The organism is Klebsiella sp. ME-303 (assembly GCF_007910085.1).
GTDB lineage: Bacteria > Pseudomonadota > Gammaproteobacteria > Enterobacterales > Enterobacteriaceae > Klebsiella > Klebsiella michiganensis.
In genome coordinates this window covers 106,126-120,824 of record NZ_VOJB01000093.1, presented here as the reverse complement: position 1 = coordinate 120,824, position 14,699 = coordinate 106,126, and the positions used below count along the sequence as shown (strand labels likewise).

Here is a 14,699-nt window from a genome sequence, read left to right as displayed (position 1 = left end):
ACAATTTCAGGATTAAAAATGTTAGCGCAAACATTTTATCACTAAAAAGGAACTGACTATGACCTCGAGCGCTAATTCCGAGTCCGTGACCTACGCCAAAGCTTCCGGCGTCAAAACCGCCGCTGAAACCGGCGACCGCATTGAACACGTCAAACTGTCGCTGGCCTTTCTGCCGCTGGCGACCCCCGTTAGCGATGCAAAGGTTCTGACCGGTCGGCAAAAACCGCTTACCGAAGTGGCGATCATCATCGCGGAAATCCGCTCCCGGGACGGCTTTGAAGGCGTTGGCTTCAGCTATTCCAAGCGTGCGGGCGGCCAGGGCATTTACGCCCACGCCAAAGAGATCGCCGATAATCTGCTCGGCGAAGATCCGAACGATATCGACAAGATCTACACCAAACTACTGTGGGCCGGCGCATCCGTTGGCCGCAGCGGTATGGCGGTACAGGCCATCTCCCCTCTTGATATTGCGCTGTGGGATATGAAAGCCAAACGCGCCGGACTACCGCTGGCGAAACTGCTGGGCTCGCACCGCGATTCCGTTCAGTGCTACAACACCTCCGGCGGCTTCCTGCATACGCCGCTGGATCAGGTGTTAAAAAACGTGGCTATCTCCCGTGAGAACGGGATTGGCGGGATTAAGCTGAAGGTTGGTCAGCCGAATACCGCCGAAGATATTCGTCGCCTGACGGCGGTGCGTGAGGTGCTGGGCGATGACTTCCCGCTGATGGTGGACGCCAACCAGCAGTGGGATCGCGAAACCGCTATCCGCATGGGGCGCAAAATGGAGCAGTTCAATCTGATCTGGATTGAAGAGCCCCTTGACGCCTACGATGTTGAAGGCCACGCGCAGCTCGCCGCCGCGCTGGATACGCCGATTGCCACCGGCGAGATGCTGACCAGCTTCCGCGAACATGAGCAGCTTATCCTCGGCAACGCCAGCGACTTTGTCCAGCCGGATGCGCCGCGCGTCGGCGGGATCTCCCCGTTTCTGAAGATTATGGATCTGGCGGCGAAGCACGGTCGCAAGCTGGCCCCGCACTTTGCGATGGAGGTACACCTGCATCTCGCCGCCGCCTACCCGCTCGAGCCGTGGCTGGAGCACTTCGAGTGGCTGAATCCGCTGTTTAACGAACAGCTGGAGCTGCGCGACGGGCGGATGTGGGTTTCCGAACGCCACGGTCTGGGCTTTACCCTGAGCGAACAGGCCCGCCGCTGGACCCAGCAAAGCTGCGAGTTTGGTAAACGCCCTTAACCGAATTCCCCGGATGGCGGCGTAAGGGCTACCGGTCCGCAGATGACTGAAAACCTGTAGCCCTGCCGGGGAAATACCTCTTATTGACTGTACCCACAATAAACAACCCTGCAAAGGAGTTGAAGATGACTACCCCCTTAAAACGCAGCAACGTGCGTTACGGCATATTACTGTTTTTATTTCTGGCTACCGTATTTAATTATGCCGACCGGGCAACGCTGTCCGTCGTCGCGCCTATTATGAGCAAAGAGTTAGGCTTTGATCCCGAGGCGATGGGGCTGGCCTTTTCAGTTTTTGGTATCTCCTACGTCATTATGCAAATACCCGGCGGCTGGCTGCTGGATAAATATGGTTCGCGGCTGGTTTACGGCTGCGCGCTGATTGGCTGGTCGATCGTCACCATGTTTCAGGGAACGATCTATCTGTTCGCCAGCCCATTGATCGTACTGGTGATTCTGCGTCTGATGATGGGCGCGATTGAAGCGCCCGCCTTCCCCGCTAACAGCCGTCTCAGCGTACAGTGGTTTCCCAATAAAGAGCGTGGATTCGTCACCTCGGTCTATCAGGCCGCGCAGTATATTTCCCTGGGAATTATTACGCCGCTAATGACGATTATTCTGCATAATTTAAGCTGGCACTACGTATTTTATTATATTGGCGCTATCGGCGTGGTGCTGGGGATATTCTGGCTGGTAAAAGTAAGAGATCCCTCTTACCATCCCAAAATTAACCAACAGGAGCTCGACTATATTCGCCAAGGCGGCGGCGAGCCGGAATTAGGTACGAAAAAAACGCAGCAAAAATTAACCCTCGCGCAGATTAAAAGCGTCTGCGTTAATCGCATGATGATCGGCGTGTATATCGGCCAGTTCTGCGTAACGTCCATTACCTGGTTCTTCCTGACGTGGTTTCCCACCTATCTCTACCAGGCCAAAGGTATGTCGATCCTCAAGGTCGGTTTTGTCGCCAGTATCCCGGCCATTGCCGGATTTATCGGCGGACTGCTCGGTGGGGTATTCTCAGACTGGCTGCTCAAACGCGGCTACAGCCTGACTACCGCCCGCAAGCTGCCGGTGATCTGCGGCATGCTGCTCTCCTGCGTGATTGTCGTCGCCAACTACACCACCTCGGAAGTGGTGGCGATCGCCGCCATGAGCCTGGCCTTCTTTGCTAAAGGTTTCGGTAACCTCGGCTGGTGCGTGCTGAGCGACACCTCGCCGAAGGAAATGCTGGGAATTGCCGGCGGAGTGTTCAACATGTGCGGCAACCTGGCGAGTATTATCACGCCGCTGGTTATCGGCGTGATCCTCGCTAATACCCACTCCTTTGATTACGCCATCCTGTACGTCGGTTCCATGGGCGTGCTGGGCCTGTTCTCCTATCTGTTTATCGTCGGGCCGCTGGACCGTTTGACGCTGACCCCGCGCGCCGCCTGATTTAAAACCCTGGCGAGCATTCGCCTCCGCTGTTTCGCATCACACTCCTGCGAAACAGCGGTTTTTTAGTAGGTTATCCCCGGCGGATTCACTTCCGATTGCGTCACCTCTTCGCCCTGCTCTCCCCAGCGCGCCAGCACTTTCTGATACTCGCCGCGAGCAATCGCGCCGTTCAGCGCCGCCTGCAGCGCCGGAGCCAGGCCGTTGCCCTTTTTGGTCGTGGTGGCAACGTACGCTTTTTTCGGCCCCAGGCCGACGACTTTGGTTTTGCCGCTGAGCGCCGCTTTATAGGCCGCCACCGACTGCGGCCCAAAGAACACGTCCGCGCGACCGGACTGAATATAGAGGTTGCCCGAGGCGTCATCGGTCAGGTAGACCGGCAGCGCGGGTTGCCGCCCGGCGGCTTCGTTTTCGGCGTTCCAGCCGAGCAAAATCCGTTCCTGGTTAGTCCCGGACCCGACGATCACTTTTTTACCCGCGAGATCCGCCGGACCGCTCACGCGGGCGATATCGCTGGTTGATTTCACGGAAAAGGCCAGAGAGTCAACGCGATAGGTGGCAAAATCAAACTTCTCCTTCCGCTGCTCGGTCACCGCAATATTGACCAGCGCGACGTCGTAGCGTCCGGAAGTAATCCCCAGCGGCCAGTCCTCCCAGGCGGTGGGCACCAGCTTTAGCTTCAGCCCGAGGCTGCCGGCCAGCAGCCGGGCAATATCCGGGTCGCTGCCGATACGCGTGCGGTTATCGCTGGCCAGTAGCGCCAGCGGCGGCGAATTGAGCGCCGAAATCGCCACCGTTAAGGTACCCGGTTCGACGAAGGCGTAATTTGCCGGGATCTTCGCGATCGCCTGCTCATCGCGGGTCACCGGCAGCGGCTGCTCGTTGGCGCGCAGGTCGATAGCCGCCTGCGATGCCGCAGATAAAGAGAGTAGTGTCAGGGCCAAAAGTCCGTTTCTCATGCCGCTAATACCCTCGATAAGAACTGCCGCGTACGCGGATGCTGCGGTTGGTTCAGCACGGCGTCGCTGCTGCCCTGCTCGACTATCTTGCCGTCGACCATAAACACCACCCGGTCCGCCACCTCTTTCGCAAAACCGATTTCATGGGTGACCACCACCAGCGTGGTGCCGGAGCGCGCCAGCTTTTTAATCACGTCCAGCACTTCCCCCACCAGCTCAGGGTCGAGCGCGGAGGTCGGTTCATCGAACAGCATTACCCGCGGGTTAAGCGCCAGCGCCCGGGCAATAGCGATGCGCTGCTGCTGGCCGCCGGACAGGTGCCGCGACCAGGCGTCGGCTTTATTGCGCAGTCCGACCACGTCCAGCAGTTCATACGCCCGCGCGATCGCCTCTTTGCGGGTCGCCTGCTTATGGGCGATGGGGGCTTCAATCAGATTTTCCAGCACCGTCAGATGCGGGAACAGGTTGAAGTTCTGAAATACGTAGCCGACGTTAACCCGCTGGCGGAGGATCTCTTTCTCTTTCAGCTCGTAGAGCTTGTCGCCTTTACGGCGATAGCCGATATAGTCGCCATCGATCTGAATAAAGCCTTCATCCACGCGCTCCAGATGATTAATCGCCCGCAGCAGCGTCGATTTTCCCGAACCGGACGGCCCGAGGATCACCGTCACCGTGCCGGGTTCGATTTCCAGCGATACGTCATCAAGCGCTTTATGGCGGCCAAAATATTTGCTGACGCCGGTGATGGAGATATGGCCGTTACGAGAGTTGGGCATGGGCGGACTCCTGGGGTTGTGGGCGACGAATGGACTCAACGCGACGGCTGCTGCGGGCGCTATTGACCGCCGAGCGGCGTTCGCTGCGGGCCAGTCCGCGCTCGACCAGATACTGGATCAGCGACAGCACGCTGGTGATCGCCAGATACCAGGCGGCGCCGACCATCAGCAGCGGGATCACTTCCTGGGTGCGGTTATAGATCATCTGGATGGTGTAAAACAGCTCCGGCATCGCCAGCACGTAAACCATAGCCGTCCCCTTGGCGAGGCTGATAATTTCGTTAAAGCCCGCCGGTAAAATGGTGCGCAGCGCCTGAGGCAGAATAATGCGCAGGGTCCGACGGCTGGCCGGAAGCCCCAGCGCCGCCGCCGCTTCATACTGCCCGTGATCGACCCCGAGAAAGCCGCCGCGGATAATTTCGGCGGTGTAGGCGCTTTGCACCAGAGTCAGCCCGACAACGGCGGTAGAAAACTGCCCCAGTACGTTGATGGTCTCAAAGCTGGCCCAGCGAATCGCGGTGAACGGAATGCCTATCGCTAGCGTGTCGTAAAGATAGGAGAAGTTGTAAAGAATAATCAGCACCACGATCAGCGGCAGCGAGCGGAACAGCCAGATATAGCCCCAGGCCAGGCTGCTCAGCAGCCATGAACTGGAGAGCCGGGCCAGCGCCAGCAGGCCGCCGAGAATAACGCTCAGCGCCGTCGCCAGCAGGGTCAGCAGCAGCGTCTGCCCGAGACCTTCAAGGATCACCGGGTCAAAGAACCAGCGGGCAAAGACGCGCCACTCCCAGCGCGGGTTAAAGGCGACCGATTGAATCACCACCGCCAGCACCAGCAGCGCCAGCAGCGCACCTACCGCCCGCAGCGGATAGCGCGCGGGGACAACCTTAATCGTTTCCTGGGTATGCATATTGGCTCCTTAAGCGCTCTGGCTCAGCGCGCTGACCGCCAGCGCTTTCGTAAAGCGCAGTCGACCATCGAACGGCGGCAGGCTGTACTCTTCCGGATCGCGGCTGAGGTCAAACTGCGCCTCGTAGCCCTGGCTCAGGTAGAGCCGCACCGCTTCCGGCTGCCGAAAACCGGTGGTCAGATAGATATGGCTGTAGCCCGCGAGCAGCGCCCGTCGCTCCAGCTCCTGCACCACTTTCGCCGCCAGCCCCTGCTGGCGCAGACGACGATGGGTCCAGATACGTTTGATTTCTGCCGTATGGGCATCTTTCGGTTTGTACGCGCCGGTGGCGATAATTTCCCCTTCGCGCTCCAGCACGATAAACAGCCCCTGCGGCGCCAGATACCATTCAGTCAGCTCGACTTCGGCATCGCGGGAGAAATAGTCGCCGTAGCGCGCGGCGTACTCGCCGAACAGGCCCTCAATAATCGGCTGCAGCTCCGGCGCTTCCGGAGAGACATCGCGGAATAGATCGCTCATCATGCCTCCTGTTAGTCGCCGAGTCCGGCCGGGTTGATTTCCGATTGCGGAATGCTCTCCACGCCTTCCCCCCAGCGGTTCAGCACCTTCGCGTAGTCGCCGCTGCGGATTGCGCCGTTCAGCGCCGTCTGTACCGGTTCTACCAGACCGCTGCCTTTTTTCACCGTCACGGCAATATGCGCCGCCTTCGGCCAGCCGCCGTCAACGCTGCCTACCAGCTTGGTTTTGCCGGTCAGCGCCGCTTTCCACGCGCCGATCACGTTGGGGCCGAAGAAGGCGTCGGCGCGCCCGGACTGCAGCGCCAGGGTCTGGGCGGCGTCGTCTTTGGTGTAGACCGGCGTAAACGGCTTCAGCCCCTTCTTGAGATTCTCGGCGTTCCACGCCAGCAAAATGGCTTCCTGATTGGTGCCGGAGCCGACGATAATCCGCAGCCCGGCAATATCTTCCGCTTTTTCAATTTTGCTCAGCGGACTGGTGCTCTTGACGTAAAAACCCAGCGAATCTTTGCGGTAGGTGGCGAAATCAAACTTCTCTTTGCGCTCTTTGGTCACGGTGATATTGCTGACCGCCGCATCATATTTGCCGGAAGCAACGCCGAGCGGCCAGTCCTCCCACGAGGTGGGTACCACATTCAGCTCCAGCCCGAGGCTGTCGGCCACCAGGCGGGCGATATCCACCTCGCTGCCGAGCAGGGTTTTGTTATCGTCAGAAAACACGGTCAGCGGCGGTGAGTTCAGCGCGGCGACCGCGACCGTCAGCTTACCCGGCACCGCCAGGTGGAGACCTTTCGGCAGCTGCGCGATAGCCTGCGGGTTTTTCGCCGTATGAATCGGCGTTTTGTTGGCTTCGAGGCTCACGCCGGTGTCGTTGATCGTGACGTTCTGCGCCCAGGATGACGCGCTAACGGCCAGCGCCAGCGCCAGTAATAGCGATTTTTTCTGCGTTTTCTGCATAGCGGGTGTTCTCTATTATTGTTTTTGGAATTGATTCACGGGCTCTGCCAGCCCTAAGCTTTCGCGCAGCGTGGTGCCGGGATATTCCCGGCGGAATAGTCCGCGCTGCTGAAGAATCGGTACCACCTGATCCACAAAGCGCGGGAAGGTATCCGGCGTACCGCCCTGGATAATAAAACCGTCCGCCGCACGCTGTTCAAACCACTGCTGCAGACCATCCGCCACCTCTTCGGCGGTTCCGGCAAAGCGCGGTCGCGGGCTGGCCGCCTCCAGCGCCACCTGGCGCAGCGTCAGGCCGCGTTCGCGGGCATTGCGTTTTATCTCGTCGGTGGTGCTGCGAAAGCTGTTCTGCCCGAGGTCGCCGATATCCGGGAACGCCTCATCCAGCGGATACTGGGCAAAGTCGTGGTGTTCAAAATAGCGGCCGAGATAATTCAGCGCGTCTTCAATCGATACCAGCGCAGCGGTGGTCTGGTATTGCTGCTCCACATCGTCGGCGCTGTCGCCAACGATGACGCTGACGCCCTGGAAGATATGCAGTTCACTCTCCCGGCGGCCGTGCGCTGCAAGCTGGCTTTTGACGTCGCGATAAAAGGCCTGCGCCTCCGCCAGCGACTCCTGATGGGTAAAAATAGCGTCAGCGTGGCTGGCGGCTAACTTTTTACCGTCATCGGAGGCGCCCGCCTGAAAGATAATGGGCCGGCCCTGCGGCGTGCGGGCAATATTTAGCGGACCGGCTACTTTAAAGAAATCGCCATGATGATTAAGCGTGTGCAGCTTATTTTTATCAAAGAACTGGCCGCTCTCTTTATTACGAATAAACGCGTCCTGCTCCCAGGAGTCCCACAGGCCTTTGACAACCTGCAGATATTCATCGGCAATACGGTAGCGCAGCGCATGATCGGGATGCTGGGCGCGGGAGAAGTTTTTTGCTGAACCTTCCAGCGGCGAGGTGACCACGTTCCAGCCCGCGCGGCCGCCGCTCAGATGATCGAGGCTGGCGAACTGGCGGGCGGTGGTAAAGGGTTCGCTGTAGGAGGTCGACAGGGTACCGACCAGGCCTAAACGCGAAGTTACCGCCGCAAGGGTGGATAATACGGTGAGCGGTTCAAAACGATTTAAAAAATGCGGGATCGATTTTTCATTAATATATAAGCCATCGGCAACAAAAATAAAATCGAGCTTGCCCTCTTCCGCTTTTAACGCCGTCTGCTTGACGAACTCAAAGTTAATACTGGCGTCGGCCAGCGCGGCCGGATGACGCCAGGCGGACATATTTCCCGATGCGCCGTGTAATATAGTACCAATGCGCAGCTGCCGTTGTTCAGACATCGTTAATCCTTAGTCAATGACCCTGAATAATTAAAGTGCTTTTAATGCCTGCTCTGCCAGATCGGCAAAGTAGTGCGCCGCCGGGGCGATTAAACGCTCATCCGGGTTAAACGCCGGATGGTGAAGACCAAATTCGCTGGCGCTTCCGATGCTGACGAACGCGCCGGGAATATGCTGAAGATAAATGGCAAAATCCTCTCCGCCGAGATGGAGATCCGCATGGTGCGTGCGGTAGCCAGACTTATCGGCCACGTCGCTGGCGAAAGCGGCCCAGCGCTCATCATTAACCAGCGCGGTCGGTCCGGCGTACCAGAAGACATCGATCTGCGCGCCAAAGGCGCTGGCGAAGCCGGCGGCAATCTCGCTCACCCGCGCTTTCACCCGCTGCTGGACTGCGCTGCTGTGGGTGCGCAGCGTACCTTCCAGCTCGACGCTTTCCGGCAGGACGTTCCAGGTATTGCCGCCCTGAATCCGCGTGACGCTAAGCACCACGGAATCGAGGGTATTCACTTCGCGACTGGCGACGCTTTGCAGCAGGGTCACCAGCTGGCTGGCCAGCAGAATGGCGTCCTTCCCTTCATGAGGCCGGGCGGCGTGAGCGCCTTTGCCGGTCACCTTAAACACAAAGCGATCGACGTTGGCGTAAAACGCGCCGCCTCGGGTGGCGAATTCGCCCACCGGCAGCCCGGGTTCATTATGCATACCGAAAATGGCGGAAACGCCCTCCAGCACGCCGGCGCGAATCAGGGTTTTCGCGCCGCCGAAGCTCTCCTCCGCCGGCTGGAACAGAATACGGACGCGTCCCGCCAGCTGCGCTTCGCGTTGTTTCAGCAGTAAGGCCGCGCCAAGGATCACGCTGGTATGAATATCATGCCCGCAAGCATGCATTACGCCGGCATTCAACGAGCGAAACGGCACGCTGGCCGCCTCTTCGATAGGCAGCGCATCGATATCGGCACGCAGGGCTATCACCTTATCGCCGCTGCCCACTTCGGCAACCGCGCCGGTTTTCAGTTCATAAGGCAGCAGGCTGATGCCGCCGCTCTGCAGCCAGTCGCGAATACGTGCGGTGGTGTCGACCTCCTGCAGCGAGAGCTCCGGGTACTGGTGCAGTTCGCGCCGCCAGCGAATTAACTGTTCGGAAAGGCTCATGGCTGCACCTCCGCGCTCAAATGCGCCCGGGCCAGCAGACGCAGGGAGTTAAGGCGCGCCGCGCCATCGCTAATGGGCGTGTCGATAATAAATTCGTCGATGTTCCAGGCCGACTGCAGGGCATCCAGCTGCGCTTTCACCTGTTCCGGGGTGCCGAACAGCACCGCCGATTCCCGCCGGGCGATGCGCGTCGGCCTGCTGCCCGCCTGACGGGCAAAGGCGGCCGCCTGCGCTTCGCTGCCGACGGTGACCCGCTGGCCGTTTTCCAGCTCAACGCCCCACGTTTCGACGGATTTTGCCAGCTCCGCCGCCGTCGCGGCCTCTTCGGCCACGATGACCTGGACGGCAATAATCGCGTCGCGACGGCTCAGTTCGCGCCAGCGGGTTAACACCTCGCGCAGCAGCTGCTTATCGCCGTTGAGATGGGCGGCGAAGACGAAGTTCCAGTCCAGCTGCGCCGCCAGCTGCGCGCTCTCCAGGCTGGCGCCGAGCAGAAAGCCGTCGGCGCGACGCGGCGGGATCGGCGTTGCGCGGACGCTCTCCTCACCGTCGGTTTCGGTCAGCGACAGCCAGTTGTCGAGCTGCGCCAGCTGGTCGGCAAAACGCCCCTTTTGCTGGGGGTTAAGCCCCTGCTGCAACGCGCGAGTGGAGAGCGGCAGTCCGCCGGGGGCTTTGCCCACGCCCAGATCCACGCGGCCCGGGGCGAGGGAAGCCAGCATATTGAAGTTTTCCGCCACTTTATACGGGCTGTAGTGCTGCAGCATGACGCCGCCGGAGCCAACGCGAATCCTGCGGGTCTGGCCGAGGATCCAGGCAATGGCCAGCTCTGGCGACGGACTGGCGAGCTGGTCAGTATTGTGGTGTTCGGCTATCCAGAAGCGATGATAGCCCCAGGCTTCCGCCTGTTGCGCAAGCGTTAATGTACGCGCCAGCGCCTGGGCAGCCGTTTCTCCGGCTGCCAGCGGGCTTTTATCCAGGATACTGATTCGATAAGACATTTCGCAGGCTCATGTGGATTAACATGACTGCATTATTAGAAGCGCCCGCGGCTGGTGAGAAACAATTTATTTACATGTGCTCTGCCGGAAATTAGATATGCGGTGAGGTAACTGCCCCGGAGGCGATGCTGCGCATCTGTCCGGGCTACGCGTCCTCAGCAATCTGTGGCCCGGTAGCCCGGGCAGGAGCTGTGCAAGCCGGGAAGAAGCCGCAGCAATGCCACGTCACGGCATATTCCCCGGGTTGCGGCGTAAACGCCTTACCCGGGCTACGGGTTACCAGCAATCTGCGGTTCGGTAGCCCGGCTAAGCGCAGCGCAAGCCGGGAAGAAGCCGCAGCAATGCCACGTCACGGCATATTCCCCGGGTTGCGGCGTAAACGCCTTACCCGGGCTACGGGTTACCGACAATCTGCGGTCCGGTAGCCCGGCTAAGCGCAGCGCGAGCCGGGGGATTATCGGCTATTCTGCCGAAGCTCGCGCACCAGCGCCTCGGTCTGCTGCTGGTCGCGTAAACGAACAAAGCGAATGTGTTGATACTGCGGGTCCTGCATATCCGCCAGGTAACGCCGGCGATTGTTGCGCCAGGTTTTCAGCGTCCAGAGAATAATAGAGTCCCGGCTAAAGAAAGAGCGGCGGAAGGTTTCGCAATTGCCGGTGCCGGGCCACAGCTCCTGCCGTCGGCTTGCGCGTGAAGCCGCGCGACGGACCGCCTGGCGGATCGTGCGCCAGAAGCTGTAGTCCACCCATACCACCAGATCCACATCGCGCCATTTTACCGGGCGGCTGCGGTTATAGTTGCCGTCCAGCACCCAGCCGGGCGCGGCGAGCGCGGCGGCGAGTTTGGCGTAGAACTCATCGTCCGGCGTCCCTTGCCACTCGGGCAGCCAGTAGAGCACATCCATTTCAATATAAGGCAGTGACAGTTCCTGAGCCAGCCGACGCGCGAGGGTGGATTTGCCGACGCCGCTGGTCCCTACTACGTTGATTTTCATCGTGGTCTCTCGGGCAAAACGCGGGCGGAGAATAATAGCGCAATAACGATAAAACGATGAGCAAAATTTCCCCGTCATGCGCGAACACCGAAAAGCTTCCGATCTCATTGATATTTAAGCAAGTGCTGTCCGCAAATCTTTTGCGTGCGTCCATTTTCCGATACGTGTAGGATTCTCCGCCATGCTCGCTTATCTCATTCCTCAGAATGATGAGAGAGCCAGCAGCACGAACCACTTCATGGACATTGACAGGAAAATAGCGACATCAATGAATACAAAACACTCTAGCGTGGCGGAGCAGCACGCTGCCAAACGCCACTGGCTGAACTCGCAGGAGTCGGGCTACCACAAGGCGATGGGCAACCGTCAGGTGCAGATGATTGCCATCGGCGGCGCGATTGGTACCGGCCTGTTCCTCGGCGCGGGCGCGCGCCTGCAGATGGCCGGACCGGCCCTGGCGCTGGTTTATCTGGTCTGCGGCCTCTTCTCGTTCTTTATCTTACGCGCGCTGGGCGAGCTGGTGCTTCATCGCCCCTCCAGCGGCAGCTTCGTCTCCTACGCCCGCGAGTTCCTCGGCGAAAAAGCGGCTTACGTTGCGGGCTGGATGTACTTTATCAACTGGGCGATGACCGGGATCGTCGATATCACCGCCGTCGCGCTGTATATGCACTACTGGGGCGCGTTTGGCGACGTTCCGCAGTGGGTCTTCGCCCTCGGCGCGCTGGCGATTGTCGGCACCATGAACATGATCGGCGTGAAATGGTTCGCCGAGATGGAGTTCTGGTTCGCGCTGGTGAAAGTTCTGGCGATCGTCGCGTTTCTGGTGGTCGGGACTATTTTTCTTGGCAGCGGAAAGCCTCTGGATGGCAATGCCACCGGTTTCCACCTGATTACCGATAACGGCGGCCTGTTCCCGCACGGCCTGCTGCCGGCGCTGGTGCTGGTACAGGGGGTGGTGTTCGCCTTCGCCTCTATCGAACTGGTGGGTACCGCCGCTGGCGAGTGTAAAGACCCGCAGACCATGGTGCCGCGCGCCATTAACAGCGTTATCTGGCGTATTGGTCTGTTCTACGTTGGCTCCGTGCTGCTGCTGGTGCTGCTGCTGCCGTGGAATGCCTATCAGGCCGGGCAGAGCCCGTTCGTCACCTTCTTCTCGAAGCTGGGCGTGCCGTATATCGGCAGCGTGATGAATATCGTGGTGTTAACCGCCGCGCTCTCCAGCCTCAACTCCGGCCTCTACTGCACCGGGCGTATTCTGCGCTCCATGTCGATGGGCGGTTCGGCGCCGAAGTTTATGTCGAAAATGAGCCGCCACCACGTGCCCTACGCCGGGATTCTGGCGACGCTGGGCGTCTATGTCGTTGGGGTATTCCTCAACTACCTGGTGCCTTCGCAGGTATTTGAAATTGTCCTTAACGTCGCGTCGCTGGGGATTATCGCTTCATGGGGCTTTATTGTGGTGTGCCAGATGCGCCTGCGTAAGGCGATCAAGGAAGGCAAAGCGGCGGACGTTAGCTTCAAGATGCCGGGTGCGCCCTTCACCTCCTGGCTGACCCTGCTGTTCCTGCTTAGCGTGCTGGTATTAATGGCTTTCGATTATCCGAATGGGACTTATACCATCGGTTCGCTTCCGCTGATTGCCGTTTTGCTGGTCGCCGGCTGGTTTGGCGTGCGCAAGCGCGTGCATGACATTCATAGCACCGCGCCGAATATTGAAAAACAGCAATAAATCACGTTGCGGTTTGCCTCACCGGGCAAACCGCAAAGGCACAACTTAATTATCCTCCACCAGCTGAGCCACATCGCTGCTGTTAATCTGGCGCTTATTGCCCGACTCATCAGTATAGCTGGTCATTCCGGTATCTTTATCCAGCTTCGGCTTGCCCTGCGTTACGATAGTCTGCCCGCTTTTTGTCGTCATGACATAGTTTGAGCTACAGCCCGCCAGAAGAGCCAGCATCGCGCCGGCGCAAACAACCATTAATGATTTTTTCATCTTTTCTCCAGGATTAATGCCACCGTCCCGCTTGCGCAGGAAAGTTGTAAGTTTATAGCCATTACATTTATCAGGCTAATAAGTGTTTGTAACAGAGGGTGATATCTGGATGGGTGCGGTTTTCGGGCAGACAGAAACAGTGCATTTTGTAGGCCGGGTGAGGCGTAATCCGCCACCCGGCTGCAGTGCGAGCGCTCTGATGGCGGGAGAGGTTGCCCCCTCCCGTCAGGATCACAGCGCGATGCGGATAACGTCATCCGGCTGGGTCGCCTCTTTCTGACGCGTCGACTCCTGCTTCACGCTGACGTACAGCGTTTTACCATCGGCGGAGAGCGTCAGGCTGTTCGGATGAGTCGGCGTTTTGAAGGTCTTGACCACTTTGTAGGTCTTACCATCGATCACGCTCACTTCGCCGGCTTTACGGTGCGTCACGTAGGCTTCATTGCGGGTCGGGTTAAACAGCACGGCCAGGGACTCCGGCGCGGCGATCTTCTCCAGCACTTTGCCATCGCGAATATCGACCACCAGCACTTCCGGCTGTTTACCGTCGGTGATAAAGGCGCGATGTCCGGCGGTATCCAGACTCAGGTTGAGATAGAAGTGCTCTTTGCCATCATCCTGCAGCTTTTTACGCGACAGGATTTTGTTGCTGGTGCTGTCGATAGTCACCAGTTCCCCGTCGGCATTGGTGGTATAGATACGGTTCGCTTCCGCGTCCAGCGCCAGGCCGGTCGCCATTGCGCCAGTATTGGCGATGGTGTCTTTCAGCGTTAGCTTGTCGCCATCCACCACCCAAATCACGCTCTCTTTACCCAGCCCGGTGATGTAGACGGTGTTGGTTTTCTCGTTGACCGCCAGCTCGCGCGGGGCCAGCGGACGTACGGTTTCGCTGCGCTGGCGGGCGTCAAGCACCAGACGCCCTTTCACTTTCCCGGTTTTAGCATCAATGGCGGTGACGGTGCTGTCGGTGGTGTTGCCAAACCACAGGGTCTGAGTGGCGTTATCGATCGTCGCGCCGAAGGGTTTCAGATCGTTATGAATAATCTGCGTGACTTCGAGAGTCGTCGGATCGAGACGGTAAACGATACCGCCTTTATCCAGCGAACGGCTTTGCGAGGTGGCCACCCACAGCGCATTCTCCTGCTGGCTATAGGCCATTTCGTATGCGCCCTTGCCGACGGCTTTGCGCAGCATTTCTTCCGCCGCGTGGGCGCTAAAGCTCCCCGCCAGCAGTAACGAAGTTAACAACAGTGAACGGCGCAGACGCGGCGCGGACAGATGACGTAATGACATGACGACTCCCTTTGATAAAACAAATATATGCCTGCTCGACAGTGCTTCCGGGGCGCAAAATCATCGCTTTGCGCTCTTCTTTGGAATGCGAATAGTAATCATTATTTATCGCAATGTGGAGCGTTA

12 protein-coding genes and 1 pseudogene are annotated in these 14,699 nt (G+C 59.0%); 3 read left to right on the top strand and 10 right to left on the bottom strand.

Going from position 1 to position 14,699, the window contains the following annotated elements; all coding sequences use genetic code 11:
* The first annotated feature begins 58 nt into the window (after positions 1-58).
* Both FQK12_RS21890 and FQK12_RS21885 read left to right on the top strand, forming a co-directional pair.
* Positions 59-1,255 carry an L-talarate/galactarate dehydratase gene (locus FQK12_RS21890; protein ID WP_014229259.1) on the top strand — a complete coding sequence of 399 codons (1,197 nt, stop codon included), beginning with the start codon at positions 59-61 and terminating at the stop codon, positions 1,253-1,255.
* Positions 1,256-1,380: 125 nt separating this feature from the next.
* The gene (locus FQK12_RS21885) at positions 1,381-2,691 is read left to right on the top strand and encodes an MFS transporter (RefSeq protein ID WP_014229258.1); all 1,311 of its coding nucleotides are present in this window, start codon (positions 1,381-1,383) and stop codon (positions 2,689-2,691) included.
* 65 nt (positions 2,692-2,756) lie between these two features.
* On the opposite strand, the gene FQK12_RS21880 is transcribed toward FQK12_RS21885, so the two are convergent.
* The 8 genes and pseudogenes from FQK12_RS21880 to FQK12_RS21840 form a co-directional block, all read right to left on the bottom strand.
* A complete protein-coding gene (locus FQK12_RS21880; protein ID WP_029946963.1) occupies positions 2,757-3,650 on the bottom strand; it encodes an ABC transporter substrate-binding protein in 894 nt (297 codons plus the stop codon).
* Positions 3,647-4,426 carry an amino acid ABC transporter ATP-binding protein gene (locus FQK12_RS21875; protein WP_014229256.1) on the bottom strand — a complete coding sequence of 260 codons (780 nt, stop codon included), beginning with the start codon at positions 4,424-4,426 and terminating at the stop codon, positions 3,647-3,649. The genes FQK12_RS21880 and FQK12_RS21875 overlap by 4 nt, the downstream gene beginning before the upstream one ends.
* Entirely contained in the window at positions 4,410-5,336 is a 927-nt protein-coding gene (locus FQK12_RS21870; protein ID WP_014229255.1) for an amino acid ABC transporter permease, read from the bottom strand. The genes FQK12_RS21875 and FQK12_RS21870 overlap by 17 nt, the downstream gene beginning before the upstream one ends.
* Before the next feature lie 9 nt (positions 5,337-5,345).
* On the bottom strand, positions 5,346-5,855 hold the full coding sequence (locus FQK12_RS21865) for a GNAT family N-acetyltransferase (protein ID WP_004120729.1): 510 nt from the start codon (positions 5,853-5,855) through the stop codon (positions 5,346-5,348).
* An 11-nt stretch (positions 5,856-5,866) separates the two neighbouring features.
* A pseudogene (locus FQK12_RS27735) lies at positions 5,867-8,140 on the bottom strand (NtaA/DmoA family FMN-dependent monooxygenase).
* 30 nt (positions 8,141-8,170) lie between these two features.
* On the bottom strand, positions 8,171-9,292 hold the full coding sequence (locus FQK12_RS21850; protein WP_014229252.1) for an amidohydrolase: 1,122 nt from the start codon (positions 9,290-9,292) through the stop codon (positions 8,171-8,173).
* A complete protein-coding gene (locus tag FQK12_RS21845) occupies positions 9,289-10,290 on the bottom strand; it encodes an LLM class flavin-dependent oxidoreductase (RefSeq protein WP_014229251.1) in 1,002 nt (333 codons plus the stop codon). Before FQK12_RS21845 ends, FQK12_RS21850 begins: the two co-directional genes overlap by 4 nt.
* A 454-nt stretch (positions 10,291-10,744) precedes the next feature.
* Positions 10,745-11,284 carry an AAA family ATPase gene (locus FQK12_RS21840; protein WP_004850644.1) on the bottom strand — a complete coding sequence of 180 codons (540 nt, stop codon included), beginning with the start codon at positions 11,282-11,284 and terminating at the stop codon, positions 10,745-10,747.
* Between the two features lie 268 nt (positions 11,285-11,552).
* On the opposite strand from FQK12_RS21840, the gene ansP reads away from it, so the two are divergent.
* Entirely contained in the window at positions 11,553-13,013 is a 1,461-nt protein-coding gene (gene ansP / locus FQK12_RS21835; protein ID WP_014229250.1) for an L-asparagine permease, read from the top strand.
* Positions 13,014-13,058: 45 nt separating this feature from the next.
* Here the strand turns inward: ansP and FQK12_RS21830 are convergent, their stop codons facing one another.
* Both FQK12_RS21830 and FQK12_RS21825 read right to left on the bottom strand, forming a co-directional pair.
* A complete protein-coding gene (locus tag FQK12_RS21830; protein ID WP_009652277.1) occupies positions 13,059-13,280 on the bottom strand; it encodes a YgdI/YgdR family lipoprotein in 222 nt (73 codons plus the stop codon).
* Between the two features lie 231 nt (positions 13,281-13,511).
* On the bottom strand, positions 13,512-14,573 hold the full coding sequence (locus FQK12_RS21825) for a YncE family protein (protein ID WP_014229249.1): 1,062 nt from the start codon (positions 14,571-14,573) through the stop codon (positions 13,512-13,514).
* Positions 14,574-14,699 lie beyond the last annotated feature (126 nt).

Bases quoted from the DNA above. Each gene is read 5' to 3' on its own strand.
- FQK12_RS21845 (WP_014229251.1), bottom strand. From the start codon at position 10,290: ATGTCTTATCGAATCAGTATCCTGGATAAAAGCCCGCTGGCAGCCGGA.
- FQK12_RS21875 (WP_014229256.1), bottom strand. From the start codon at position 4,426: ATGCCCAACTCTCGTAACGGCCATATCTCCATCACCGGCGTCAGCAAA.
- FQK12_RS21865 (WP_004120729.1), bottom strand. From the start codon at position 5,855: ATGAGCGATCTATTCCGCGATGTCTCTCCGGAAGCGCCGGAGCTGCAG.
- FQK12_RS21850 (WP_014229252.1), bottom strand. From the start codon at position 9,292: ATGAGCCTTTCCGAACAGTTAATTCGCTGGCGGCGCGAACTGCACCAG.
- FQK12_RS21840 (WP_004850644.1), bottom strand. From the start codon at position 11,284: ATGAAAATCAACGTAGTAGGGACCAGCGGCGTCGGCAAATCCACCCTC.
- FQK12_RS21830 (WP_009652277.1), bottom strand. From the start codon at position 13,280: ATGAAAAAATCATTAATGGTTGTTTGCGCCGGCGCGATGCTGGCTCTT.
- FQK12_RS21890 (WP_014229259.1), top strand. From the start codon at position 59: ATGACCTCGAGCGCTAATTCCGAGTCCGTGACCTACGCCAAAGCTTCC.
- FQK12_RS21885 (WP_014229258.1), top strand. From the start codon at position 1,381: ATGACTACCCCCTTAAAACGCAGCAACGTGCGTTACGGCATATTACTG.
- FQK12_RS21880 (WP_029946963.1), bottom strand. From the start codon at position 3,650: ATGAGAAACGGACTTTTGGCCCTGACACTACTCTCTTTATCTGCGGCA.
- FQK12_RS21825 (WP_014229249.1), bottom strand. From the start codon at position 14,573: ATGTCATTACGTCATCTGTCCGCGCCGCGTCTGCGCCGTTCACTGTTG.
- FQK12_RS21870 (WP_014229255.1), bottom strand. From the start codon at position 5,336: ATGCATACCCAGGAAACGATTAAGGTTGTCCCCGCGCGCTATCCGCTG.
- ansP (WP_014229250.1), top strand. From the start codon at position 11,553: ATGAATACAAAACACTCTAGCGTGGCGGAGCAGCACGCTGCCAAACGC.